21 protein-coding genes and 1 rRNA gene are annotated in these 23,486 nt (G+C 66.3%); 6 read left to right on the top strand and 16 right to left on the bottom strand.

Annotation, left to right across the window (positions count from 1 at the left end):
- Positions 1 to 72: 72 nt before the first annotated feature.
- The 6 genes from GTZ97_RS10560 to GTZ97_RS10535 all read right to left on the bottom strand — a co-directional run bounded on the left by GTZ97_RS10560 (position 73) and on the right by GTZ97_RS10535 (position 8,388).
- Positions 73 to 660, bottom strand: coding sequence for a hypothetical protein (locus GTZ97_RS10560; RefSeq protein ID WP_161650599.1), 588 nt, complete (start codon positions 658 to 660; stop codon positions 73 to 75).
- On the bottom strand, positions 657 to 3,026 hold the full coding sequence (locus tag GTZ97_RS10555) for a hypothetical protein (RefSeq protein WP_161650598.1): 2,370 nt from the start codon (positions 3,024 to 3,026) through the stop codon (positions 657 to 659). Before GTZ97_RS10555 ends, GTZ97_RS10560 begins: the two co-directional genes overlap by 4 nt.
- Positions 3,027 to 3,195: 169 nt before the next feature.
- A complete protein-coding gene (locus GTZ97_RS10550) occupies positions 3,196 to 4,014 on the bottom strand; it encodes a Crp/Fnr family transcriptional regulator (RefSeq protein ID WP_330863589.1) in 819 nt (272 codons plus the stop codon).
- A complete protein-coding gene (gene ccsB / locus GTZ97_RS10545) occupies positions 4,011 to 5,372 on the bottom strand; it encodes a c-type cytochrome biogenesis protein CcsB (protein ID WP_161650597.1) in 1,362 nt (453 codons plus the stop codon). Before ccsB ends, GTZ97_RS10550 begins: the two co-directional genes overlap by 4 nt.
- Before the next feature lie 31 nt (positions 5,373 to 5,403).
- The gene (locus GTZ97_RS10540; RefSeq protein ID WP_161650596.1) at positions 5,404 to 7,599 is read right to left on the bottom strand and encodes a cytochrome c biogenesis protein ResB; all 2,196 of its coding nucleotides are present in this window, start codon (positions 7,597 to 7,599) and stop codon (positions 5,404 to 5,406) included.
- Positions 7,600 to 7,773: 174 nt separating this feature from the next.
- Positions 7,774 to 8,388 carry a c-type cytochrome gene (locus GTZ97_RS10535; protein ID WP_161650595.1) on the bottom strand — a complete coding sequence of 205 codons (615 nt, stop codon included), beginning with the start codon at positions 8,386 to 8,388 and terminating at the stop codon, positions 7,774 to 7,776.
- Positions 8,389 to 8,454: 66 nt separating this feature from the next.
- On the opposite strand from GTZ97_RS10535, the gene yihA reads away from it, so the two are divergent.
- Positions 8,455 to 9,258: a ribosome biogenesis GTP-binding protein YihA/YsxC gene (gene yihA, locus GTZ97_RS10530; protein WP_161650594.1), complete on the top strand. Its 804-nt coding sequence runs from the start codon at positions 8,455 to 8,457 to the stop codon at positions 9,256 to 9,258.
- Positions 9,259 to 9,288: 30 nt separating this feature from the next.
- Here the strand turns inward: yihA and GTZ97_RS10525 are convergent, their stop codons facing one another.
- The 6 genes from GTZ97_RS10525 to pyk form a co-directional block, all read right to left on the bottom strand.
- Complete coding sequence (locus GTZ97_RS10525; RefSeq protein WP_161650593.1) at positions 9,289 to 10,206, bottom strand: phosphoribosylaminoimidazolesuccinocarboxamide synthase; 918 nt, start codon at positions 10,204 to 10,206, stop codon at positions 9,289 to 9,291.
- Between the two features lie 74 nt (positions 10,207 to 10,280).
- The gene (locus GTZ97_RS10520) at positions 10,281 to 10,946 is read right to left on the bottom strand and encodes a glutathione S-transferase family protein (RefSeq protein WP_161650592.1); all 666 of its coding nucleotides are present in this window, start codon (positions 10,944 to 10,946) and stop codon (positions 10,281 to 10,283) included.
- An 84-nt stretch (positions 10,947 to 11,030) separates the two neighbouring features.
- Positions 11,031 to 12,098 carry a lipase secretion chaperone gene (locus GTZ97_RS16990; RefSeq protein ID WP_161650591.1) on the bottom strand — a complete coding sequence of 356 codons (1,068 nt, stop codon included), beginning with the start codon at positions 12,096 to 12,098 and terminating at the stop codon, positions 11,031 to 11,033.
- Positions 12,095 to 13,024: a lipase family alpha/beta hydrolase gene (locus tag GTZ97_RS10510; RefSeq protein WP_161650590.1), complete on the bottom strand. Its 930-nt coding sequence runs from the start codon at positions 13,022 to 13,024 to the stop codon at positions 12,095 to 12,097. Before GTZ97_RS10510 ends, GTZ97_RS16990 begins: the two co-directional genes overlap by 4 nt.
- Positions 13,025 to 13,218: 194 nt before the next feature.
- A complete protein-coding gene (fba, locus tag GTZ97_RS10505; RefSeq protein WP_161650589.1) occupies positions 13,219 to 14,283 on the bottom strand; it encodes a class II fructose-bisphosphate aldolase in 1,065 nt (354 codons plus the stop codon).
- 178 nt (positions 14,284 to 14,461) lie between these two features.
- Complete coding sequence (gene pyk, locus GTZ97_RS10500) at positions 14,462 to 15,892, bottom strand: pyruvate kinase (RefSeq protein ID WP_161650588.1); 1,431 nt, start codon at positions 15,890 to 15,892, stop codon at positions 14,462 to 14,464.
- A gap of 148 nt (positions 15,893 to 16,040) precedes the next feature.
- Between pyk and GTZ97_RS10495 the strand changes: the two genes are divergently transcribed.
- From GTZ97_RS10495 to GTZ97_RS10475, 5 genes are all read left to right on the top strand, one after another.
- A complete protein-coding gene (locus tag GTZ97_RS10495) occupies positions 16,041 to 16,865 on the top strand; it encodes an alpha/beta fold hydrolase (protein WP_161650587.1) in 825 nt (274 codons plus the stop codon).
- Positions 16,866 to 16,905: 40 nt separating this feature from the next.
- Positions 16,906 to 17,964, top strand: coding sequence for an AraC family transcriptional regulator (locus tag GTZ97_RS10490; protein ID WP_161650586.1), 1,059 nt, complete (start codon positions 16,906 to 16,908; stop codon positions 17,962 to 17,964).
- Positions 17,965 to 18,120: 156 nt separating this feature from the next.
- Positions 18,121 to 19,020, top strand: a complete 900-nt coding sequence (locus GTZ97_RS10485; RefSeq protein WP_161650585.1) for a metal-dependent hydrolase — start codon at positions 18,121 to 18,123, stop codon at positions 19,018 to 19,020.
- 34 nt (positions 19,021 to 19,054) lie between these two features.
- Positions 19,055 to 19,924, top strand: a complete 870-nt coding sequence (locus GTZ97_RS10480; protein WP_161650584.1) for a metal-dependent hydrolase — start codon at positions 19,055 to 19,057, stop codon at positions 19,922 to 19,924.
- A 126-nt stretch (positions 19,925 to 20,050) separates the two neighbouring features.
- A complete protein-coding gene (locus tag GTZ97_RS10475) occupies positions 20,051 to 20,962 on the top strand; it encodes a metal-dependent hydrolase (protein WP_161650583.1) in 912 nt (303 codons plus the stop codon).
- Between the two features lie 6 nt (positions 20,963 to 20,968).
- On the opposite strand, the gene GTZ97_RS10470 is transcribed toward GTZ97_RS10475, so the two are convergent.
- The 4 genes from GTZ97_RS10470 to rrf form a co-directional block, all read right to left on the bottom strand.
- Entirely contained in the window at positions 20,969 to 22,162 is a 1,194-nt protein-coding gene (locus GTZ97_RS10470) for a phosphoglycerate kinase (RefSeq protein ID WP_161650582.1), read from the bottom strand.
- Positions 22,163 to 22,278: 116 nt separating this feature from the next.
- Positions 22,279 to 22,716, bottom strand: a complete 438-nt coding sequence (locus tag GTZ97_RS10465) for a hypothetical protein (RefSeq protein ID WP_236651142.1) — start codon at positions 22,714 to 22,716, stop codon at positions 22,279 to 22,281.
- An 88-nt stretch (positions 22,717 to 22,804) separates the two neighbouring features.
- Positions 22,805 to 23,257 carry a Smg family protein gene (locus GTZ97_RS10460; RefSeq protein WP_161650581.1) on the bottom strand — a complete coding sequence of 151 codons (453 nt, stop codon included), beginning with the start codon at positions 23,255 to 23,257 and terminating at the stop codon, positions 22,805 to 22,807.
- Positions 23,258 to 23,363: 106 nt separating this feature from the next.
- Positions 23,364 to 23,476: ribosomal RNA gene (gene rrf / locus GTZ97_RS10455) — 5S ribosomal RNA — on the bottom strand.
- Positions 23,477 to 23,486: the final 10 nt, after the last annotated feature.

Genomic DNA, 23,486 nt, shown 5'->3' with positions numbered 1-23,486 from the left:
TGGGCAAGCGTGGTGGTGACTGGATTATCGGCCGTGCGCCGCGCATCTTGACCAGCGCGGTTGGCTCGCCACTCAGGCGCGACAATCAGCCAAAACCCAGCGTCCGAGCACCTCGCCCTGGACCAGGCAATCGGCCTCTACCCGTTGCCCCCCGCGCAGGCCGTCCAGGGCGGCGACATGGGCCGGCGACCACACCAGATGCAGGCCGCCGCCCGTCTCGGTGGCCAGCACGATCACGGTCACGCCCGCCTCACCCTGCACACGCTCGGCGAACTCGCCCACCACCCGAACACGCTGGCCCACCACCACCGGGGCCGCGCCGGTTGACGCCGCATCCTGAGGCGAACGCACGAGCGCATCGGCCGCAACGGCCTGCGCCGGCGCCCGCCCGGCCGATGCGCCCCGCTGCGCCACCAATGCCAGCGCAGCCGCGGTCGGGGCAGAGGCATCGTCCATCACACCAGACGATGCAAGCGCTGCGTCGTCTGCTGGCCGAATAGCCGCACCGGGCGGCGCTCCGGCCATGGGCGGCGAGGCCTCGGCCGGCTCGGGCGCCGGACGCGCAAGCAGCCAGAAGAGCACCGCCCCCCCCAGACACAGCGCCGCGATGAACATCCCAGCGCGCCGGCCGCGCAGCCGCACGGGCTCTGTGGCGCTCACAGCGTCAGCAGGTACTGCACCAGATCAGACACCTCGCCGGCCGAGCGCGCGCACCAGGGGTGGGGCGTCGCAGGCATGCCGATCGGGCCGGGCGCGCCAATTTCCGGACCGAACTCACGCCGCATCTTCTGGAAGTCCCAGTAGTAGTGATTCTGATCCCAGGGCACGGTCACGAAGTACTTGTGGCGCTCCACAAAGCGGTTGCGCGCATCCGCCGTGGTGTCCAGCAGGTGCTTCTTCTTGGCCTTGTACACGCGGAAGACATCACCCTTGCGATTGAGGTCGGGGGCCGGCGTGGGCTGGTCGGCCGTGCCCGGCGCGGGGCGCACCGGCGCGTGCAACGTGTAGTACTGCTTGTACATCGCCGAGTGCTCGTTGCAGCGGTCGGGATGCACCAGGTCTTCCAGATTGCGCACATGGCCATCGGACAACAAGCCACGCGAGCTGACCCAGTACAGGTTGCGCAGGTAAGTCACCCGGATGGACTGCTGCTTGTATTGGAAGTCAGTCGGCGCAAAGAAACGCCCCACCTCGTCCAGGCGGATCATCTTCTCGTTCGTGTGCGCGCCAACCTGGTCGGTGTGACACGAGGCGCATGCCTGACCGAACACGGCCTTGCCGCGGTTCACGGCTGCCACCACCGACGGGTAAGCCTGCCAGCCCTGCTGCACGAAGGCGCCTTCACTCGTGCCTGCGTTGCCCGTCTGCTCCAGCTTCTGGTTGGACTTCAGCCAGCGGTACATGCCGATGTGGCGCAGGTCATCGTCATCCTGATCCAGCACCGACATGTAAGCCGTCAGCGCCTTCAGCGAAGTCGGGTCCATGGCGCCCATCGCGCCCTCGGGCTCCTGCGCGTGCACATACGAGCCCTCGAAGCCGACATACGACTCCGTGTGCGACAAAGCCCGCCGGATCGGCAGGTGGTTCGTCACGTTCGGGATCGTCATGGGCGAGTAGATGTAATCGTTGTCGTACAGGCTGCCTTCGCCGGCGGTGCGCGTCAGCGTGGCCTCGGTGGCACCTGCGGGCATCAGGTAGAGCAGCGGCGTCTTGTCCACCTGCTTCTTCGCCTTGTCGAAGCTCGGCCCCGGCTCCAGCCCTTCAATGTAGGAAAAGGTGGCGGTCGTCTCGCCCAGCTTGTCGCCCAGTACCGTCCAGCGCTGTGTCCACAAGGGGTTCGGCAGGCCAGGGAAGACCTTGGTGATCGTGCTGCCCCCCTTCTGGTAACTGATCTGGTAACCATGGCACGAGGCACAGTTGAAGCCCGCCCACTTGCCGCGGCCCAGCAGCGGATGAGACGACTCGGCGTTGCGGTAGCCCACCCAGCCCGTGTTCGTCGTGTTGCCCTTGGTCAGCTGCTTGTCGACCAGCAGGAAGCCGGGGATGGGGCTTTCTTGCGGATAGGGGTCGAAGAACACATCGTCGATGGCCTCGTCCGGTACCTGGCCACGCACCGCCGGGATGGCCCCGAAGGCGGTGTAGGGGTTGGCCTTCTGACGGGTGTAGGGATCGGTCGTCTTGCCCGCAAAGATCTTCTCCCAGTCAAGGTTCTTGAACTTGTGCGCCACACCGAGGCCGTAGTCATAGGACCAGAACACCTGCCGCCCCAGGCGCACCATCTGCGCGAAACTGGGGTTGTCGACCGCCACATCGATCGGCACGATGCCCTTGACCTCGTCGCTCAACACCGACACCACGTCGCAGTTCGGATCGCCACCGGAGGTCAGGCGGTTGCGCTGGGCATCGATCACCTTGTGCGGCTGCCCGGGCTTCTTCAGCGACTCCAGATGGCCCACGCGCTTTTGCACCTGCAGCTTCAATGGCCCCTTGCTCGCGTGAGAAGGCACGCGGAACGCCACCTCATCATCGCGCCAGCTCACGATGTCCTTGGGCCACTGAAAACGCACCTTGCCGGTTTCGTAGTTCGCGCTGCTGAGGATGTCGAGCTTCTGCTCGTACATGGTCAAGTCCGTCTCCAGCACGCGGCTGTTGCCGATCATGATCTTGCTGAAGTCGATGTCGGTACCAGCGCCAAAGCCCCTGCCCTTGAGCACCACCAGGTCGCCCGGGCGCAGGGTGGGGCGCCCCTGCGTGCCGCCGGCCTGCCACACCAGCGCGCCGTTGACCATCATCTGCTGCACCACGGGCTGCGCAAACTGCTGCGCGGAGGCCAGCCGCTGCTGCTCGCGCTGGGCGTTGAAACCACACACCACGTCCTGATCGGGAAACGCAGGGGCGGCCAGCGCGGCCCCGGTCAGACAGGCCAGCGCGGCGGCAGAGGCGGCACGCACGGCCGGGCGCGTCACTCGGGCGGGGCGCACACCGCGGGCGCGCGAGCGCGGTGTGGCTGAGGGCACATGGACCATGGCTGTCTCCGTTGAAATGATGGGTTCACGACGGCGCCATCATTCCCAGAGGCGCCCGACAGCCTTGTCATGGAGCTGACAAACACGGGTATGACCGGGTGATGTTTCCCGACAAACGCGGGACAACGTGTAGACACGCGGGCCGACCAGGCGCCGCGGTGACAGCCAGTCAGGCCGACGCGCCCCCGCCGGCAGACAAGCCCGCCGAGCGCACGCCCGCGGCCTGCAACTGCGCCAGAATCTGCCGCTCGGTGGCCGACAGGCCTGCGGCATCCATCAACCGCACCCGGTCAAGCACCTCGATGCGCCCATAGGCGATGCGCACCAGCCCCTGCGCCTGCAGGCTGCTGAGCACCTGGTTGGTCGTCTGGCGCGACAACGACAGCATCATGCCCAGCTGCGTCTGGCTGATGGGCACGACCCAGGGGCCCGGGCCAGCGGTCTGCGTCGAGCCCTCGACCAGCCACACCAGACGGCGGGCCAAGCGTGTCTCCGAGGGCAGCAGCGCCATGTCCTCCATGCTGATGAAGGTCAGCCGGATCCGCAGCGCCATCAGCACGCCCAGTTCGCGCCAGAAGGCTGGCTCACGCTCCAGAAAAGCGCTCAGATCGGCCTGCGGCACATGCAACACGCGCACCGCCCCCTCGGCCACCGCGTTGTGCGTGCGCGGCAAGCGGTCGAACAGCGAGATCTCGCCAAACCAGGCCGGCGCCTCGACCAGCGACAGAATGGCCTCCTTGCCGGCCTCGGTCACCCCCGAGATCCGCAGGGTGCCGTCCAGGATGGCGTACAGCCCGTCAGGCGGATCACCTCGGAAGAACAGGTGCTCGCCGTGCTGCAGTCTGCGCTGCATCGCAATGGACAGCAGCGCCGCCTCGAACTCGGGAGGCAGGTGGCTGAACCAGGGGTCGGTACGCAGCTGCGCCAGGATGGCTGGGGTGACCCACTCGCGTGCGCCCGCTGGCACGGCCGGTGCGGCGGGGTTCACAGCGCGCCGTAGGAGTGGAGGCCGGACAGGAACATGTTCACCCCCAGGAAGGCAAACGTGGTCACCAGCAGCCCGATCAGCGCCCACCACGCGGCAAACTCACCACGCAGGCCCTTGACCAGGCGCATGTGCAGCCAGGCTGCATAGTTCAGCCACACGATGAGGGCCCAGGTCTCCTTCGGGTCCCAGCTCCAGTAGCCTCCCCAGGCCTCGGCGGCCCACAGCGCGCCGAGGATGGTGGCAATGGTGAAGAAGGCAAAGCCCACGGCAATCGCCTTGTACATCACGTCATCGAGCACCGCGAGATCCGGCAACCGCTGCCCGATGCGCTTGCGCGCCATGATGATGGCCGCGACGATCAACGCCGACAGGCCGAAGTACACCGCCCAGTAGCTGCTGATGGGCGACTCGCTGCCCGGCCGCGCGCTGAACACCAGTGGCTCGAAACACAGGATCACACCCAACAGCCACAGCGGCAGCAGCTTGACCCACGACGTCTCTTGCGCACGCACCTTGATGAGGTAGGCAAACGCAACCATGGCCGCCAGCGCGAACGTGCCATAGCCCACGAAGTTGGCCGGCACATGCAGCTTCATCCACCAGCTCTTGAGCGCCGGCACCAGCGGCTGGATCTCGTGTGCGCCGCGCTCCAGCGCGTACCACAGCAGGAAGCCCACCGAGGCACTGACCACCAACATCACGAAAGCGCCCAGCGAACCCAGGTCGCGGCCCATGCGCGCAAAGCGGTCTTCGTAGTACAGCCAGTAGGCCGTGGTCATCCAGGCGAACAGCACGAACACCTCATAGAGGTTGCTCACCGGGATGTGCCCGATGTCGGGCGCGATCTGGTGGCTCTCGAACCAGCGAACGAACGAGCCAACCAGCCCAAAAAACACACCGGCCCAGGCCATGCGTGAGCCCAGGCGGGTCGCCGTGCGCCCGCCGGTCACCGCCCCGATCCAGTAAAAGACCGTGCTCATGAACAGCAGCAGGCTCATCCACAGGATCGCGCTCTGCGACGACAACAGGTACTTCAGCAAAAAGACCTGCTCGCCGGCCACGAGGTCGGCGCCGTGACCGTCCATCGTGCCGCGGTACAACACGATGGCCAGACCTGCCGCGGCGCCCACGCCCACCATCAGCAACCGCAGCGGCCGCCAGAACCAGCCCAGCCAGATCAGCGACGGCACCGAGCCGGCGAGGATGGCCTTCTCGTAGACATCCATGTGCGGGTGCAGCAAGGCATAGGTGTAGCCGCCCACCGCGACCAGCGCGAGCGCGAACAGCCAGTCCCACAGGTCACGGGGGCGGCCCGGGGCCGCCAGAGCAGCAGAAGGATGCGAAGTGGACAGCGACATGATCGGATCCCGAAAATAAATGAGTGGCGGCTCAGGCCGCGCCAGGCGCGGGGGTGGGCGGCGCGGCGTCGGGCGCCAACGCCGCGCGCAAGGCCGCAAATTCCTGATCGGTGTCCAGCGTCTGGCGCGTTGAGGACAAAGCCATGCGGTAGGCGGTCTGGCCTTGCTCATCCGCGTGCAGCCAGACCCACAGGCGGCGCTCGCGGATGTACAGCATGGCGAAAACGCCGATGATCAGCAGCAGGCAGCCCAGATAGACCACATTGCGACCCGGGGTGCGCGTGACCTGGAAGACGCTGGCCTGACGGTGTTCGAAACCATCCAGCGTCAGCAACACTGGCTCCGGGTAGAACACCGCGTCCGACAGCGACAGCACCGCCTGGGCCAGGAAGGCGCGCGTGGTCTCGTCCTCCAACCCCACCGCGGGCAGCCCGGCGCGCTCGCGGCTGAGGTTGTACAACTCGAACAGTGTGCCGTTGAGCAGGCGGATGAGCGAGCCGGCCATCTCCTCGCGCTGCTCGGCCGCCACCACGTTTTCAATGAACGACGACAGGGCCATCAGCCCGCCTTGCGGCTGGCCGGCATCGACTGCGGGCGCACCGCCATCCCGCGGCGTGGGCGACAGCGTGCCCGCGAACAACTCCAGCGTGCGCCGGGCGGAGGCCGTCAGGTCAGCCCGCACCCGCTCGCTGGATTGAGGATTCGTGCGCTCGGCCAGCCGCTCGGCCGCAGTCTGACGCAACCCCGGATCTGCCAGGGCGGCACGCAGCCGCAACCAGCCCGCCATGCTCATGTCCTCATCGGCCGGCACGCGCAGGTAACGGAAGGACTCGGCGGGGGTGTCGCGCACGCCCACGAGGAACACCGCGTGGCCATCCAGCGTGACCGGCGCCATGTAGTTGTGGAACTCGCGCGCCTGCCCCGCGCTGTCGCGCAGCTTGTACGTGACGGCCGGGCCGATGTTGACCAGGCGCTTTTCGCCCGGCGCCTTGGCGCCCGAGCCCAGGTGGCGCGTGAAGCCCTGCATGGCCCCGGTGACCGGTGCGCCCTGGGTATCGGGCAACACGCGTTGCGCCTGGGCGAGGTCTTCCACATTGATCAACCGCAGATCGGTCACTTCCAGGCTCATGCCATCACCGTCACCCCACCAGGCGGCCGGCAGGCGCACGCCGGTCGCGCCCACCTGCGTGTCCACGGGCACGGCGTCGATGGCGCGACCGTCCAGCCGGATCGGCTTGAGTTGCACCTTGGAGCCACCGTCCTCGAAGCTGGACTGGAACAGCGTGATGCCTTTGTAGATCACCGGATGGTTGACCTCGACCGTGTACGGCGTGGGCGCAGGCTCGGCCGGGTCGTGAATCACGATCTCGCTGGCGAAGCGTTTGGGCATGCCCGTGTCGTAGTACTCGACGATGAACTTCTTGAGCTCGACATCGAAAGGCAGCGGCTGCAACAGCATGCCGTCGGCCATCTGCACCACGGCCGCGTTCGTCCGCTGCCCTTCCGGCACGAACAGGTTGGCGCGGTATGACGGGTTGTCCACGCTCAGCCGACTGCGCTCGACGTTGTCACCCGGCCCCTGGAACACCTGCAGATCGCGCGACCAGGCCTGCAGCTTGATGAGCAAATCGCCGTCGAACAGGCCGCCCAGACAGATCAGCACGATGGCGCCATGCGCGGCGATGTAGCCGAGCTTGTTGGCCGCGCCGCGGCGGGCGCCGAACATGATGCCCGCCCCGCCGCGCGGGCTGGCCTGGCGCTGCTCGGTACGTACCGACCAGCCCTGCTCCGCCAGCAGGCCGGCCACGCGGTCGCGCGCGGCGTTCAGGTCGCCGGGCAGCCGGCCCTCGGCGTGGTGGTGAAAAGCCAGCAGGGCCTGCTCGCGCACCTGCTCCTTGTGGGTGCGCCAGTCAGCCAGGATCTTGGGCGTGTTCCGCGCGATGCACAAGCTGGTCGACAGCACCAGAAAGGCCAGGATCACGAGAAACCACGGCGCGCTGTAGATGCGATACAAGCCCAGCGTGCCGAACACCTCGGCCCAGAAAGGCCCGAACTGCTCGACGTAGTTCACGAGGGGTTCGCCCTGCAGGATCACGGTCCCGATGGCAGAGGCAATGCAGATCACCGTCAGCAGGGCGATCGCAAAGCGCATCGATGCCAACAACTCCAGCGCATCACGCCAGGGGCGACGCGGAGAAGGCACGGCGGAAACAGCGGCTTGGGTCATCGGCTTGGCAAACAGTGCATCGGATCATCGGACACGACCCGGTCCGGCGACTGTCGCATGGACGACGGGTGACATGCAGGGTTTCCCCATGCACAAAGGCGGGTCACCCTGCATGAGGGGCCCGCCTGAATGAGATGGTTTTTCTGTGCGCCGGTTCCACCGGCAGGGGCGCAATCAGCGCAGGCCGGCGATGTAATCGGCCAGCGCGTTGATTTCGACGTCGCTCAGGTTGGCCGCAATGCTCACCATCTGGGCATTGTTGGTGCGCTCGCCCTGACGGAACGCCGTCAGCTGGGCCTTGGTGTAGTCGCCATGCTGGCCGTTGAGGCGCGGATACTGCGCCGGAATGCCCGCACCGTTGGGGCTGTGGCAGCCCGCGCAGGCCGGCACGCCTTTGCGCGCAATGCCGCCACGGTAGATGCTTTCGCCCAGCTTGACCGCAGCACTGTCGCGCGCCTGGCCCAGGACAGGCTTCTTGCTGCCGTAGAAGGCCGCGAGATTGCGCATGTCTTCCGGGGTGAGGCCGGCGGCAATGCCGTTCATCACGGCGTTCTTGCGCTTGCCTTCCTTGAACTCGGTCAGCTGCTTGACGATGTACTCGGGATGCTGGCCCTGCAAAATGGGGTTGGCTGCGGCGCCACGGCTGCCGTCGGCGGTGTGACACGCCACGCACATCATGTTGGCCTTGGCGGCACCGGCGGCGACGTCAGGCTTGGCGTCGGCACGCGCCACGCCGGACAGAGACAGGGCCACCGAGGCAAGGGCAATCAGGGTCGAAAAGCGCTTCATGGCGTTGGGGCTGGGTGTGTTGGGGACTAACCGGAACGGTCAAACCCAGAGATTTTACAATGCCCCATGGCTCATCCTGCAAACCCTCCATCGAACCGTCATCCACGACAGCCCAAAGTCGCCCCTGCGACCGGCGCCGCCGTGGACCCGGCCCGCGACGCCCTGGCCTGGGCGCACACCGCCCGGTTCGTGACCACCGCCGCGCAGTTGCATCAACTGCCCGCCACTGAATTGCCGGAAGTGGCCTTTGTAGGCCGTTCCAACGCGGGCAAGTCCACCGCGATCAACACGCTGGCACAGCAGCGGCAACTGGCGTTTGCATCCAAGACGCCGGGCCGCACCCAGCACATCAACCTGTTTGCGCTGGGCCCGCGCGAGCTGCCCGATCTGCTGTGGGCCGACTTGCCGGGCTACGGCTACGCCGCAGTCGAGCGCGAAGCCAAGCGCCGCTGGCAAGAGGTCATGACCCACTACCTGGAGGTGCGTCGAAACCTGGCCGGCGTGGTGCAGATGGTGGATTCACGCCACGGTTTCACCGATCTGGACGAGCAACTGCTGTCCTTCGTGGCCCCGCGGGTGCGCACCGGCGAGGTCAAGCTGCTGGTGCTGCTCACCAAGGCCGACAAGCTCAATCGCAAGGAACAAGCCGAATCGCTGCGCAAGGCCCAAGGCGTGCTGGCCAGCGTGGTCACCGACGAGGCCGATGTGGGCATCTGCCTGTTCTCGTCACTCAACAAGACCGGCGTGGGCGACGTGGCCCAGGTGCTGCGCGATTGGGCACAAGGCATCGCCGCCCAGCGGGTGGCGCTCGGCCTGCCACCCGCCGTGCTGCCCGGCCCCGACACCGACGACGAGCCGCCACTGGACTGAGCGCCCGACGCCTCGGCGGGCCGGGTGGGGTCACATCGCCTGGCCGGTCAGGCGCGCCAGCGCCTCGCGGTATTTGGCCGCGGTGGCCTCGATCACGTCCTGTGGCAATGCGGGCGACGGCGCGGTCTTGTTCCAAGGCTTGCCGCCCACCTGCGCCTGCTCCAGCCAGTCGCGCACGAACTGCTTGTCGTAGCTGGGCGGGTTCTGGCCGGCGGCAAACGCGGCCTCATAGCCCTCGATGGGCCAGAAGCGCGACGAGTCAGGCGTCAGCACCTCGTCCATCACGGTCAGCGTGCCATGCTCGTCCAGACCAAACTCGAACTTGGTGTCGGCAATGATGATGCCCTTGGTCAGGGCGTAATCTGCGGCCCTCTTGTACAGCGCAATGGCGAGCGTGCGCACCTTCTCGGCCATGTCGGCGCCGATGATCTCGCTCATTTTCTCGAACGAGATGTTCTCGTCGTGGTCGCCCACCTCGGCCTTGGTTGCCGGCGTGAAGATGGGTTCGGGCAGCTTGCTGGCGTTCTTCAGGCCGGCGGGCAGCTTGACGCCGCAGACCATGCCGTTGTCCTGGTACTCCTTCCAGCCGCTGCCGGCCAGATAGCCCCGCACCACGGCCTCGACCGGCAGGGGCTTGAGCTTCTTGACCAGCATGGCCCGTCCCTCGACCTGGGCGCGCTCGTCGGCGCTGACCACGCTCAAAGGGTCGTCGCCCGTGAGGTGGTTGGGGGCCACGTCCTTGAGCAGTTCGAACCAGAACAGCGCCATCTTGGTCAGCAGCGCGCCCTTGCCCGGAATGGGCTCGCCCATGATCACGTCAAACGCGCTGATGCGGTCGGAGGCCACCATCAGGATGCGATCGCTGCCAACCGCATAGTTGTCGCGGACCTTGCCACGCGCCAGCAGCGGCAGAGAGGTGAGATTCGAGGTGTGCAGGGCGGCGATCATGGGCAGGGTCCGTCAGGCGAAACAAAGAGGCCAAGGCAAACCGCTATTGTGCCTCGCGCCCGGTCGATGCCCCCTCAGCCGCCCAGCTTGGCGCGGTTGGCCGCCAGGGCCCGGGCCTGATCGGCCTTGCGGTCGGCTGCCACCTTTTGCGCGGCAGGCCGCTGCTCGATCAGGGCCACATAGGCTTTCCAGTCGATGCCGGCCGCAGCCACGAGGTCCTGGCCGCACACCAGCTTGCTGGCCAGCGCCGCCAGCGGCAGGCTGACGTACACAGCGCAGTCGGCCATCGTGAAGGTGTCGCCCGCTGCGTAGGGCTCGAAGCGAGCCACCTTGGCAAACGCCGCGAGGTTGCGCGCCAGGTCGCCCTTGACGCGTTCGATGAACTTCTCGGGCAGGCTGCCCCCGAAAAAGGCCTGGGAGTAGAGCTGGCGGGCGCACAACTCCACATGCAGATCGCAGTAGGTGATGATCTCGCGCACCTTGGCGGCCTGCCAGGCATCGGCGGGCACCAGCGGCGGGCTCGGCCAACGCGCCTCGATGTAATCCAGGATCACCTGGCTCTCGCACAGAAAGCCGTCTTCGGTTTCGATGTAGGGCACCTTGCCCAGTGGCGACTTGCCTTCCTTGCCCTCGGCCCCCCAGTGCACCAGCACCTCTTCGAAGGGCACGCCCTTCTCCAGCAGGGCGAACTTCACCTTGTTGTAGTAGTTGGACAGCGGGAATCCGTAAAGCTTGAGCATGTGCGTCTCCACGTTGATGGCCTGGGCGGACACTGCGCCCAGACGCCGCAGCATACCGCCGACCAGGCCGGCCGTCTCATCCGTTCAGCGCGGAGACGCGGCCTGCATGGCCGCGTCCAGTCGCAACTGCTCCTGGGGCGTGAAGCCCTGCTGCCGCAGCTGGGTCAACGCTGCCGTGCGTTGGGTCGCGCTCAGCGAGGCGTCCGCCTCCACCGCCTGTCGCTGCGCCAGGTAAGCCGTGACCCGCTCGCGCCACTGGGCGCGTTGCGCGTCGAGCGCCTCCAGGCGCGTGGTGGCAGACTCACCCACCAGCCGCAAGCGCGCCTCACGCAGCACCTCGGGCGCCCCACCATCGCGGGCCCAGGCCTCGGTCACAGCGCGCAGGTCCGCCACGGCATCGGCTGCAGTCAGCCGCGCACGCAGGTCGGCGGGCAAGGCATCCTTGAGTGCCTGCAGCTGCCGCGCCTTGTCCGCGGCAGACAGGTGGGCGTCTTGCCAGACGGCCAAGCGCGCCACGGTGTAGCGGTCCTCGGCGTTGTCTGCGCCAAAGAAGGCCGCACCCTCGGCAGCCGAGAAGTGCTGCTGCTGAAGTGCCTCCAGCTGGCCCAGTCGGGCCGCCAGCGCGTCGGCCTCCATGGCCGAGGACGAGCCGCCAGCCTCGGCGCCGAGCCGCCCGCGCGCTTCACCGTAAGCCACGTAGCGCCGGAACAGATCGAGCGCCTGGTCTCGGGCGGCCGCTGGCAGGTGCATCCCCAGGTAGGCCGCGACGCGCGCCTGGATCTGGGCCAGGGGCTCCTCGCCCACCAGCGACAGAAAGTAATCGAACAGGTCACGCAGCCGGCGGTCGAGCACGAGTTGGCCCTGGGCATCGGCACGCGCCTGACCGTCGACCTCGGTCCCCGCCAGTGACCCGGGCAAGGCCTCGAGACCGGTGCGCAGACCCGGCCCAGCGCCCTCTGCACCGAGCCCTGTCAGACCGGTCGGCGCGCCATCCCACCAGGCGGCACCCGTCGACGATGAGACCTCTGGCGCTGCCGACGGACGCTCCCACCCCAGGTAGACCAACCCGACCAGACACACGCCGACCAGCGCCGCAGCCGCACCCGCCCAGCGCCAGCCGCGACCTGACGGGCGATGGATGGCCACGCTCACAGACCGGCCTGCTTCAGACGGTTGGCATGCACACGGAACAACCCGACCGGATCCGCACCCAGACCGACCAGGCCAAACAGCTGGTTGACCTGGTGCAGGTGGTTGAGGCGGTAGTCGCTGCGGATGACCGTGCCGAGGTGGCTTGAACACTGCCCCACCAGACCATCGTTGGGCGCGCCACGGAAGGCGGCGCCCGTCAAAGCCAGCGCGTAGTCGACCGGGTTGAGCGGGTTGTAGATCTGACCCACGCCGCTCCATGAGTAGTAGCGCACGCCGCGGTGCTCGGCGGCGCCCTGGCCACATTGGGTGGTTGGCACGCCGCCCGGGAAGCGGCGGTTGAAATCGGCGGCGCCAGCGGTGGTCAGCGACTTCATGCCGGCAAACGAGTCCTGCGGCAACGTCGGGTTGCTCGACAACAGTGCGATCAGCTTGCCCAGGCCATTGACGGCTGAAGCCAGCAGCGTGGTCAGCACGGGGCCGCCCACATCCGAGACGCCCTGGACCAGATCGGCCACAGGTGAGCCGAAGGTGGGCCCGCCCACCGAGGTCACCGAGGCCACCAGATCCGGCCGCACGCCCGCCACGTAGCGGCTGGAATGGTTGCCATGGCTGTGCCCGATCAGGTTGACCTTGGGCTTGCCGCTGATGGCCACGATCTCTTCGACCTGGGCCAGCAGCTGCTCGCCGCGCAGTTCGGACGAGTTGAATGACGACACCTGCGTCACGTAGACCGTGGCGCCGTTCTGACGCAGGTTGCCGGGAATGCGGTACCAGTAGTCCACCGGGCCGATCTTGTCGAAGCCGCTCATGCCGTGGGCTAACACAATCGGGTAGCGTGTCTGGGCATAAGTGCTGGCGTGGGCGACGGGGGCCACAGTGGCTGAAGCGACGGCCAGAGCCAGGGCGGCGCGCAAAATGGGTTGCATGGTGTCTCCTCGGTAAACGGTGCGGTCTCAAGCCGCGACGCGCTGTTTTGTGCGAGGAGAGCGTAGAACTTTCTGGTTAGGCATCAACCCAGGGTCGACCCTGCCCTCGGGAAAGCCATGATGTGACAACACCACGAGCCAGAAATGACAACGAGCCGGCAAGCCGGCTCGTCGCAGGGGGCAAAGGCAGGGGATCAGGCCACGACCTGAGCCAGCTTGCCGCTGGCGTACATCGCGGCGATCTCGCTCAGCGGGATGGCCTTGATCTTGCCCGCCTGGCCTTCGCAGCCGAACTCCATGTAGCGCTGCTTGCAGATGGCCTTGGCGGCCTCGCGGGCAGGCTTCATCCACTCGCGCATGTCGAACTTGTCCGGGTTCTCGAACTGGAACTTGCGCACCGCGCCGGTCATCGCCAGGCGGATGTCGGTGTCGATGTTGATCTTGCGCACGCCATGCTTGATGGCTTCCTGGATTTCTTCGACGGGCACGCCGAAGGTTTCCTTCATCTTGCCGCCGTACTGGTTGATGATGGCCAGCAGGTCTTGCGGCACCGACGACGAGCCGTGCATCACCAGGTGGGTGTTGGGGATGCGCTTGTGGATTTCCTTGACGCGGCTGATGGCCAGGATGTCGCCCGTGGGCTTGCGCGAGAACTTGTAGGCGCCGTGGCTGGTGCCGATGGCAATGGCCAGCGCATCGAGCTGCGTGGCCTTGACGAACACAGCGGCCTCTTCCGGGTCGGTCAGCATCTGGCTGTGGTCCAGCTTGCCTTCGGCGCCAATGCCGTCTTCTTCGCCGGCCTCACCGGTTTCCAGGTTGCCCAGGCAGCCCAGCTCGCCTTCCACCGTCACGCCGACCTTGTGCGCCATCTCGACCACCTTGCGGGTGACCTCGACGTTGTAGTCGAACGAGGCGGGGGTCTTGCCGTCTTCCATCAGCGAGCCGTCCATCATCACTGAGCCAAAGCCCAGGTCGATGGCGCCCTGGCAGACCTTGGGGCTGGTGCCGTGGTCCTGGTGCATGACCAGGGGGATGTGGGGATAAGCCTCGACAGCCGCCTGGATCAGATGCTTGATGAAGCTCTCGCCAGCGTACTTGCGGGCACCGGCCGAGGCCTGCAGGATGACGGGCGCACCGACCTCATCGGCTGCAGCCATCACGGCCTGAACCTGCTCCAGGTTGTTGACGTTGAACGCCGGAATGCCATAGCCGTTTTCGGCGGCATGGTCCAGCAGCTGGCGCATAGAGACGAGTGCCATGGTGACCCCTATTCCCGATAGTCCGAAGGTGAGTGAAAAGGTGGGTGCCACACGGTGCGAAAGCGTGCTTGCGCACGTGCCAACCCTTGGCCGCCATTCTAACGAGTGACGATCGCCCCGGCGCCCCCCGGTTTCGGGCCGGTGCAGACGCCTGGCTCTTCGCTCACGCCGTCAGGCGTCACCCCACCTCGCACACCTTGAGCATGTTGGTGCCGCCCGGGTGGCCCATGGGCTCACCGCAGGTGATGGCGTAGGTGTCGCCCGGGCGCAGCACGCCCTTGTCCACCAGCACGGCCTCGGCCTGGCGCAGCGCCTCGTCGCGGTCCGAGAAACTGGGAATCAGCAGCGGGCGCACATTGCGGTACAGCGCCATCTTGCGCAGCGACCGGGGCTGCGCCGTCAGCGCAAAGATGGGCACATGGATGTTGTGCCGGCTCATCCACAGCGCGGTCGAGCCGGATTCGGTCAGCGCGACGATGGCCTTGCACCCCAGGTGATACGCCGTGAACAGCGCGCCCATCGCAATCGACTGGTCGATGCGGGCGAACTTCTTGTTGGTGAAATCGCCGTCCAGCGTGACCTCGTCGGCCCACTCGGCCTCGGTCGCCACGGCGGCCATGTGCTCGACGGTTTCGATCGGGTACTTGCCGGCCGCCGTCTCCGCGCTCAGCATCACGGCGTCCGTGCCGTCGAGCACGGCGTTGGCCACGTCCGACACCTCTGCGCGCGTGGGCACCGGGTTGACGATCATGGACTCCATCATCTGCGTGGCCGTGATCACCACCTTGTCCATCTCGCGGGCCATCTTGATCATGCGCTTTTGCAGCGCCGGCACCGCGGCATTGCCCACCTCGACGGCCAGGTCACCACGCGCCACCATGATGCCGTCCGAGGCGCGCAGGATGGCCTCCAGGTTCGGGATGGCCTCGGTGCGCTCGATCTTGGCGATCATGGCCGGACGGTGGCGCCAGGGCTCGCCAGCCACATTGGCCAGTTGGCGCGCCATTTCCATGTCGGTCGCATTCTTCGGGAACGACACAGCGATGTAATCGCACTGGAAGCTCGCCGCCGTCTTGATGTCTTCCATGTCCTTGGCGGTCAGGGCCGGCGCGGTCAGGCCCCCACCCTGCTTGTTGATGCCCTTGTTGTTGGACAACTCGCCACCGATCTTCACCACCGTGTGCACCGCCTCGCCCTTGACAGACTCGACCGTCAGCACGATGAGTCCGTCATTGAGCAGCAGCGTGTCGCCGGGTTTCACGTCGCGCGGCAGTTCCTTGTAGTCCAGTCCCACGCCATGCAGGTCACCCGGTTCGGTGCGACTGGCATCCAGCACGAAGGGCTGACCGGTCTCCAGCATCACCTTGCCCTCGGCAAACTTGCCCACACGGATCTTCGGGCCCTGCAGGTCGGCCATGATGGCCACCACCTTGCCCACCCGCTCGGCCACCTCGCGCACCAGGCGGGCGCGGTCGATGTGGTCCTGTGCCGTGCCGTGCGAGAAGTTCAGGCGCACCACATCCACGCCCGCGCGCATCATGGCTTCCAGCACCGCGGCAGACGACGATGCGGGTCCCAGGGTGGCAACGATTTTCGTGGCACGCGGCATGAAGAGGCCTCAGCAGATCTGTTGACGAAGCACCAGTGTCACACCAAAGTCGGGGCATGCAAGCGGCGAAATAGCCGGGGAGCCCGCGCGCTTGATGCCCGATTGCAACGCACCTTACACTCCGCGACACGCAACGCAGCCGTCCGTCATGTTGCCCCCCATCGTCTTTGCCCATGCCAACAGTTACCCTGCCAGCACCTACCGCGTGCTGTTCGACGCCTGGCGTGCGGCAGGCCACACCGTGCATGCCATTGAGCGATTCGGCCACGACCCGCGCTACCCGGTCACGACCGACTGGCCTCATCTCGTCGAGCAACTGCGTCACTTCGTCGAACACGATGTGAAGCAGCCGGCCTACCTCGTGGGCCATTCCCTGGGCGGCTACCTGAGCTTGATGGCGGCCAGCCGCCACCCACATCTGGCACTCGGCGTCGTGGTGCTCGACTCACCCATCGTCACCGGCTGGAAGTCCGCCGGGCTGGGCGCAGCCAAGCGCCTCAAGGCCATGGACCGCGTCATGCCCTCCCGGGTCTCGGCCCAACGCACCCACGAGTGGCCCAGCCTGCAGGCCGCTCAGGACCATTTCCGCACCAAGCCGCTGTTTGCCGCATTCCATCCCGAGGTGCTGGCCGACTACGTGGCCCATGGCACCACGACGCACGCCGACGGCGCCTCGCGGCGCCTGAGTTTCGACCGCGACATCGAATCGGCCATCTACCGCACCGTGCCACACCGGCTGCTGCAAACCTTCCGCCGCCGCCCCCACCGCTGCCCCGTGGCCTTCATTGGCGGCACCCGTTCGCGCGAACTCCGGCAGGTCGGGCTGAGCGGCATCCGCCAGATCGTGGGCCCGCGTCTGTCGTGGATCGAAGGCAGCCACCTCTACCCCATGGAACATCCCCACACCACGGCCGCCGAGGTGCTGCGCTGGTTGCGCGAGTTCGGCGACACTGCTGCATCGACCGCCCGCTGACGCCGTGCCACAGAGCAAGACGCCCCCCCCTGCCGCCCCCGTGACCGACACCGCGCCCGCGGTGCCCTTTGTCACGGTGACCAATTGGGTGCGTGCCGCGCGGCTATGCGGCATCGACATCGAAGCGCTGTTCCATGCCGAGGGCATCGACATGCGGCAGCTCCACCCCGAGACCGCCATGGTGCGGCGCGACGCCATCCAGCGGCTGATGCACGCCTGCATGCGGGCCGCGCGCGAAGCCGGCAGCCCGCAACACTTCCCGCTGGTGCTGGGCGAAACCTTCGCCTTCGAGTACCTGTCCGACGTCGAGACCTTCATCACCACCAGCGCCACGCTGCGCGATGCCGCTCAGGCGCTCGAATGGATTCCGCCGCTGGTCAACCCCTACATCGTGTTCACCCTGGCCGAGCACGGCCATGAGGCACGCATCGCGCTGCGCTACCGGCTGGACGACGCGCCCGCCGAGGAGGGCGCCCCCTTTGCCGAAGCCATCTTCGCCACCATCGTCAAGTTCAGCCGCATCCTGCTGGCCGGCGACACGCCCATCGGGCGCGTCACACTGCGTCACCCCCCGCACGACCACGCGCACGACGTCGAGGCGCACTTCGGCGTGCCCGTCACCTGGGGCGCCCCGCTGGACGCGCTGTGGTTCGACCGCAACCTGCTGGACCGCCCCCTGCGCGGCGCCTTCCCCGTGTTGCACGAACAGGCTGCACAGCGCCTGGCGCGCAAACTGGCCGAACGCCCTGACCCATTGAGCGCGCAAGGCGTGCCGCCCCTGGTCGCACAGATCGAACAAGCCTTCACCGACAAGCCGCGCCTGCTCGGCCTGGGCGTCGACGCCCTGGCCGAAGAGCTCGGCCTGCACGCCCGCACCCTGCAGCGCCGTCTCAAGGAACTGGGTGAGAGCCATTCGGCCATTCAGGCCCGTGTGCGCTACCGGCTCGCGCAGGCCTGGCTGAGCCAACCCGAACTGCGCATCGAGGACATCAGCGACCGCTTGGGCTTCACCGACCGACGCAGCTTCACCCAGGCCTTTGCACGCTGGTCAGGCATGACGCCCAGCGCCTTCCGCCGCGCGTCTTCGACAGCGGGCTGACACGCCGGCTCCGGGGCGCCACCCTCGCGTTTTCCCTAGATCGCGTTGTCGCGCAATTTACCTTTGCTGTCGCCACCTGGCATGGCAGGGGTTTTCCTGCGTCCCTACAGTCCACTTATGCGACCGTCGCATTGGCGACTTGGCCGAGGAGACACCATGACCGACAAGAAAATGCCCGCCCCACCCATCGTGCCCCGCGAGAAGCTCGACTTCGGGCTGGATCAGGACATCCCGCGCTACTGGCTGGACAACGACCCGTTCAAGACCCGCTTCTTTGACGCGCTGTCCACACTCTTTCCCGTGGGCGAGAAGTTCTTCATCACCTGTGTGCGCGACTTCAAAGACCGCATCACCGATCCCACGCTGCTGCAGGAGATCAAGGACTTCACCCGCCAGGAAGCCCAGCACAGCATGCTGCACACGCAGTACAACAACCGGCTCAAGGCCCAGGGCATCGACGTGGACGCCATCCTGGAAGGCCAGGAAAAGCGCCTGTTCCAGATCATCCGCAAGGTCTTCTCGCGCGAGTTCACGCTGGGCATCACCACCGCGTCCGAGCACATCACGGCCATCATGGCCGACTGCTTCGTCGAGCGCCCCCACATCTTTGCCAACGCCGATGCGCGCATCCGAGCCCTCTACGTCTGGCACGCCATGGAGGAAATGGAGCACAAGGGCGTCGCCTACGACGTGCTGATCGACCATGCCAAGGCCAGCTACTGGACCCGCATCGGCTCCATGCTGCTGGTCACCGTGCTGTTCCCCTACCATGTGCTGCGCATCATGAAGCACATGCTGGAAGTCGACGGCTTCACGCGCTGGCAGCGCACCAAGATCTGGGCCAAGGGCCTGTGGTGGCTGTACAAGCCTGGTGGCATCTTCATGCCCATGATGGGCAAGTACTTCAGCTACCTCAAACCCAGCTTCCATCCATGGCAGGAGCCGGTGGTGCCCAGCTACGAGCCGTGGCTGCGCTTCTTGAAAGAGACGGGCGACCCCATCGAGGCGGGCAACCGCCTGGCCAACCAGTCTGCTCAAGGTCTGGCCCACGCCTGACGACAACCTGAGACGCACTGACGAGGACTCCGCCATGCACGACGCTCACACCATCGTTCCCCGCGAAAAGCTCGACTTCGGTCTGGACGGCGACATCCCCCAGTACTGGTTTGGCGGCGACCCGTTCAAGACGCGGCTGTTCGACGCCATGTCGACCATCTTCCCTGAAGGCGAGCGCTTCTTCATCTCCTGCGTGCGCGATTTTCGCGACCGCGTCACCGACCCGAAGCTGCAGCAGGACATCAAGGACTTCATGCGCCAGGAAGGCCAGCACGGCATCGTGCACGGCCAGTACAACGAGCGCCTGAAGCGCCAGGGCATCGATGTCGACATGCTCGAAGGCATCACCCGACACATGCTCTTCAAGGTGGAGCGCAAGTACTTCTCGGCCGAGCAGACCCTGGCAGAAACCGCCGCGGCCGAGCACATGACCGCCATCATGGCCCACGGCTTCTTCGCCCGCAAAGAGGTCCTTGGCTCAGCGGACGCCCGCATGCGCGCCATGTACGCCTGGCATGCCATGGAGGAAGTCGAGCACAAGGCCGTGGCCTTTGACGTCATGCAGAAAGTGGCCAAGGTCGGTTACTTCCGCCGGGTCACCGCCTTGCTGCTGGTCACGCTGGGTTTCAACATCCACAGCCTGCTGACCGCGAACTACATGCTCAAGGTCGACGGCTTCTCGCGCGGCCAGCGGTACAAGCTGATGGCCAAAGGCATGTGGTGGCTGTTCAAACCTGGCGGGCTGTACTCCAGCATGGCGCGCCATTACCTGCAGTACTTCAAGCCCGGCTTCCATCCCTGGGACGAAGGCCAGATGCAGAGCTACCGCCTGTGGCTGGACACCTTCAACCGCACCGGCGACCCCATCCTCGCCGGCGAAGTCCTGCACGCCTCGGCTGCCTGACGCGGGCATGGCAAGCTAAGTGGCCGTGAACCGGGGTCCGCGGCGCGTGCACGATGCCGCGGTCGAACCCGCTTCATGCGGGCCGCCCCCCTTCACAGCCCGGCGGCGGGTGCCGACACTCAAGCCATGGCCGCTGTGTCCCCCCTCCCCGCCGATTTCCTGCACGCCAGCGCACCGATGGTGGTGCGAGATGACCTCGACTTCGGCTTGGACGACACCATTCCCCGCCACTGGTTCGGGGGCGACGCCTTTCGCAGCCGCTTCTTCGACGCCATGTCCACGCTTTTCCCGGAAGGGGAGCGTTTTTTCATTGCATGCGTTCGCGACTACAAGGACCGGTTGAGCGACCCTGCGCACCAGCAGGCGCTGCTTGACTTCGCCCGCCAGGAAGCGGTGCACAGCAAGGTCCACCAACGCTTCAACGCGCTGCTGGCCCGGCAGGGCGTCAAGGTCGAGCGCATCCAGAACAACCAGCGCCACATGCTCTTCGATGTGGCCCGCGGTCGCATGAGCCGGGCGCGCACCCTGGCGCTCACGGCCGCCTCCGAACACCTCACCGCGCTGATGGCACACAGCTTTGTGGCGCGCCCTGAACTCTTTGCCCATGCCGACCCGCGCGTCCGCGCCATGTACGTCTGGCATGCGGTCGAAGAGGTCGAGCACAAAGGCGTGGCCTATGACGTCATGGTCGATGTGGCCAGGGTGGGCTACTGGGGCCGCGCGTGGGCCCTGCTCGTGGTCAGCCTGCAGTTTCCCTGGTTCGTCTTCCAGATCCTCAACCACATGCTCAAGGTCGACGGCTACAACCGCCGACAGCGCTGGGCCCTCTGGGCCAAAGGCCTGTGGTGGCTGTACGGCCCGGGCGGCATGATGCCGCCGCTCCTGCGTCCCTACCTGGCGTGGTTCAAGCCTGGCTTTCACCCATGGCAGCACGGCATGATTGCCGGCTACGACACCTGGGCCGAGACGTTGGCGCGCACGCACGACGCCGTGCGGGCCGCCAATGCCCTGCAGCGCGCCCCGGTCGAGGCACGCTGATCACATTCAGCCCGCGGCGCGCTTGCTGAGGATCTCGAAGGCCGGCAGGGTCTTGCCTTCCAGCACCTCAAGGAAAGCACCGCCGCCAGTGGAAATGTAGCCCACGTCCTTCTCGATACCGTACTTGGCAATCGCCGCCAACGTGTCGCCGCCACCCGCGATGCTGAAGGCGTCCGATTCGGCAATCGCCTGCGCGATGGCCTTGGTGCCCTGCTCGAACGCGGCGAACTCGAACACGCCGACCGGGCCGTTCCACACCACCGTGCCGGCAGCCTTCAACTGGGCGGCCAGCTTGGCAGCCGTCTTGGGGCCGATGTCCAGAATCATGTCGTCGTCGGCCACGTCAGTCGCCGCCTTGACGGTAGCCGGTGCATCGGCCGCAAACGTCTTGGCCACGACCACGTCTTCAGGAATGGGCACCTCGGCGCCACGCGCCTTCATGGCCTCGATCACCGCCTTGGCTTCACCCACCAGATCCGGCTCGGCCAGCGACTTGCCGATCTTCAGGCCAGCGGCGAGCATGAAGGTGTTGGCGATGCCGCCACCCACGATCAGGCCGTCCACATTCTTGGCCAGCGACTGCAGAATGGTCAGCTTGGTCGAGACCTTTGAGCCCGCCACGATTGCCAGCAGCGGCCGCTTGGGGTTGGCCAGCGCCTTGTTGATCGCGTCGATCTCGGCAGCCAGCAGCGGGCCCGCGCATGCCACCTTGGCGAACTGCGCGATGCCATAGGTTGTGCCTTCTGCGCGGTGGGCCGTGCCGAAGGCATCGTGCACGAAAATGTCGCACAGCGCCGCCATCTTGCGGGCCAGCTCCTCGTTGTTCTTCTTCTCACCCTTGTTGAGGCGGCAGTTCTCCAGCAGCACCACCTCACCAGGCGCCACCGTCACCCCCTCGACCCAGTTGCTCACCAGCTTGACCTCACGGCCCAGCAACTCACCGAGACGCTGTGCCACCGGGGCCAACGAATCTTCAGACTTGAATTCGCCTTCCGTCGGACGGCCGAGGTGAGAGGTCACCATCACGGCCGCACCCGCCTTCAACGCCAGCTCAATGGCCGGCACGGAGGCGCGAATGCGCGTGTCTTCGGTGATGCGGCCCGCATCATCCTGCGGAACGTTCAGGTCGGCACGGATGAACACGCGCTGCCCAGTCACTTTGCCCTGGGCAACGAGGTCTTCGAATCGGAGGATGTTCATGATGGACGCAATGAATCGGCTTTCAAAGAAGCGCCCATTGTAAGAAGCTCTGAGCGCCTGGAGCGCCCCCTCACTTCGGGCCAGCAGCCCTGCACCCGTGATCGCCTGATCGCGCGTCAGGCGCCGGAGGCGACCTTCGCCTTCGATGCCGCCGGCTTGCCTTCTTCGATCACATCCTCTCCATCGGCCTCGGCGTCAGCGTCCGCTTTGCGCTTGACCTTGGGGTCCGGACGCGGCACCACGGGAGGGATCCCTTCAAGGCTGTTTTCGCGCATGTACTCGTCCATCTCGCGCCAGCCCTCGTACACCGCCGACTTGTCGGCCTTGGGGTTCAAGGTGTAGCAGTCTTCAATGGCCCGCAGCGCATGCCGACAGGCCCCACCCACGGCCTTGGCCTCGGCCATCTTGCGCTCCGTCTGCTTCTGAGGCGTCTCAATGCCAAGCTGGTCACAGCCCGCCAGCGTCACGGCTGCACACAGCAGCACACCCAGACGGATCAGGCCGCTTGCCCGCCGCCGCGCCGTACCCTGCTGCCACCGATCCGCTCCACACATCGCCACAACCCGACTCCTGTCATCGTGGCAAGGCCTGCCACCAGCAGGTTTTCGGCTGATGCAAATCCGACTTGAGCGGCGCGGGCGCTCAGTGAACCAGACGCTCTTCGTCTGCGACGAACAGTTCGTCCAGAATCAAGGCGTCAGGCTCCTCACCCATGCTCCAGAACACCATGAGCAGCAGGATCTTGAAATCCTCCAGCGCGACGGGCCCGGCGGGCAAAGCGGCCACACGATCGAGCACCACCTCACGCAGCGCCGGCGTCAGCACGCGGGCCGCCTCCAGGAACTGCAGAAAACCCAGCGCGTCCGGTCCCAGCCGCTCCAGTTCGTCTGCGGTATAGACACGCGACGAGGTCGCCGAAGGCCCCATGGTGGCGTGTTGCGAGGCGCTGTGCAGGCCATCCAACCAGGCGAGCGCCTCGGTGATCTCCTCCTGCTCGAACCCTACGGCAGACAGCTTGCGGGCCAACAACCCAGCCTCCGGGCAGGCGTCCGGACGCCAGTAGTGTTCGTAGACGTAAACGAGGACATCAAACATGCGGTCACTATACTCCAAGCACACCCCGCCCGCCCCCCATTTACGTTTTGGCAGGCAAAAAGCAAAGGCCCCCAACCTGGAGGTCGAGGGCCTTTTGGGGTAAGTAGCCTGACGATGACCTACTTTCACACGGGAATCCGCACTATCATCGGCGCTGAGTCGTTTCACTGTCCTGTTCGGGATGGGAAGGAGTGGGACCAACTCGCTATGGTCATCAGGCTTGAACTGT

The sequence above is a fragment of the Aquabacterium fontiphilum genome, assembly GCF_009909205.1.
Classification (GTDB): Bacteria; Pseudomonadota; Gammaproteobacteria; order Burkholderiales; family Burkholderiaceae_C; genus Aquabacterium; species Aquabacterium fontiphilum.
The sequence above is the reverse complement of the archived record's forward strand: the minus strand, read 5'-3'. Positions and strand labels throughout refer to the sequence as shown.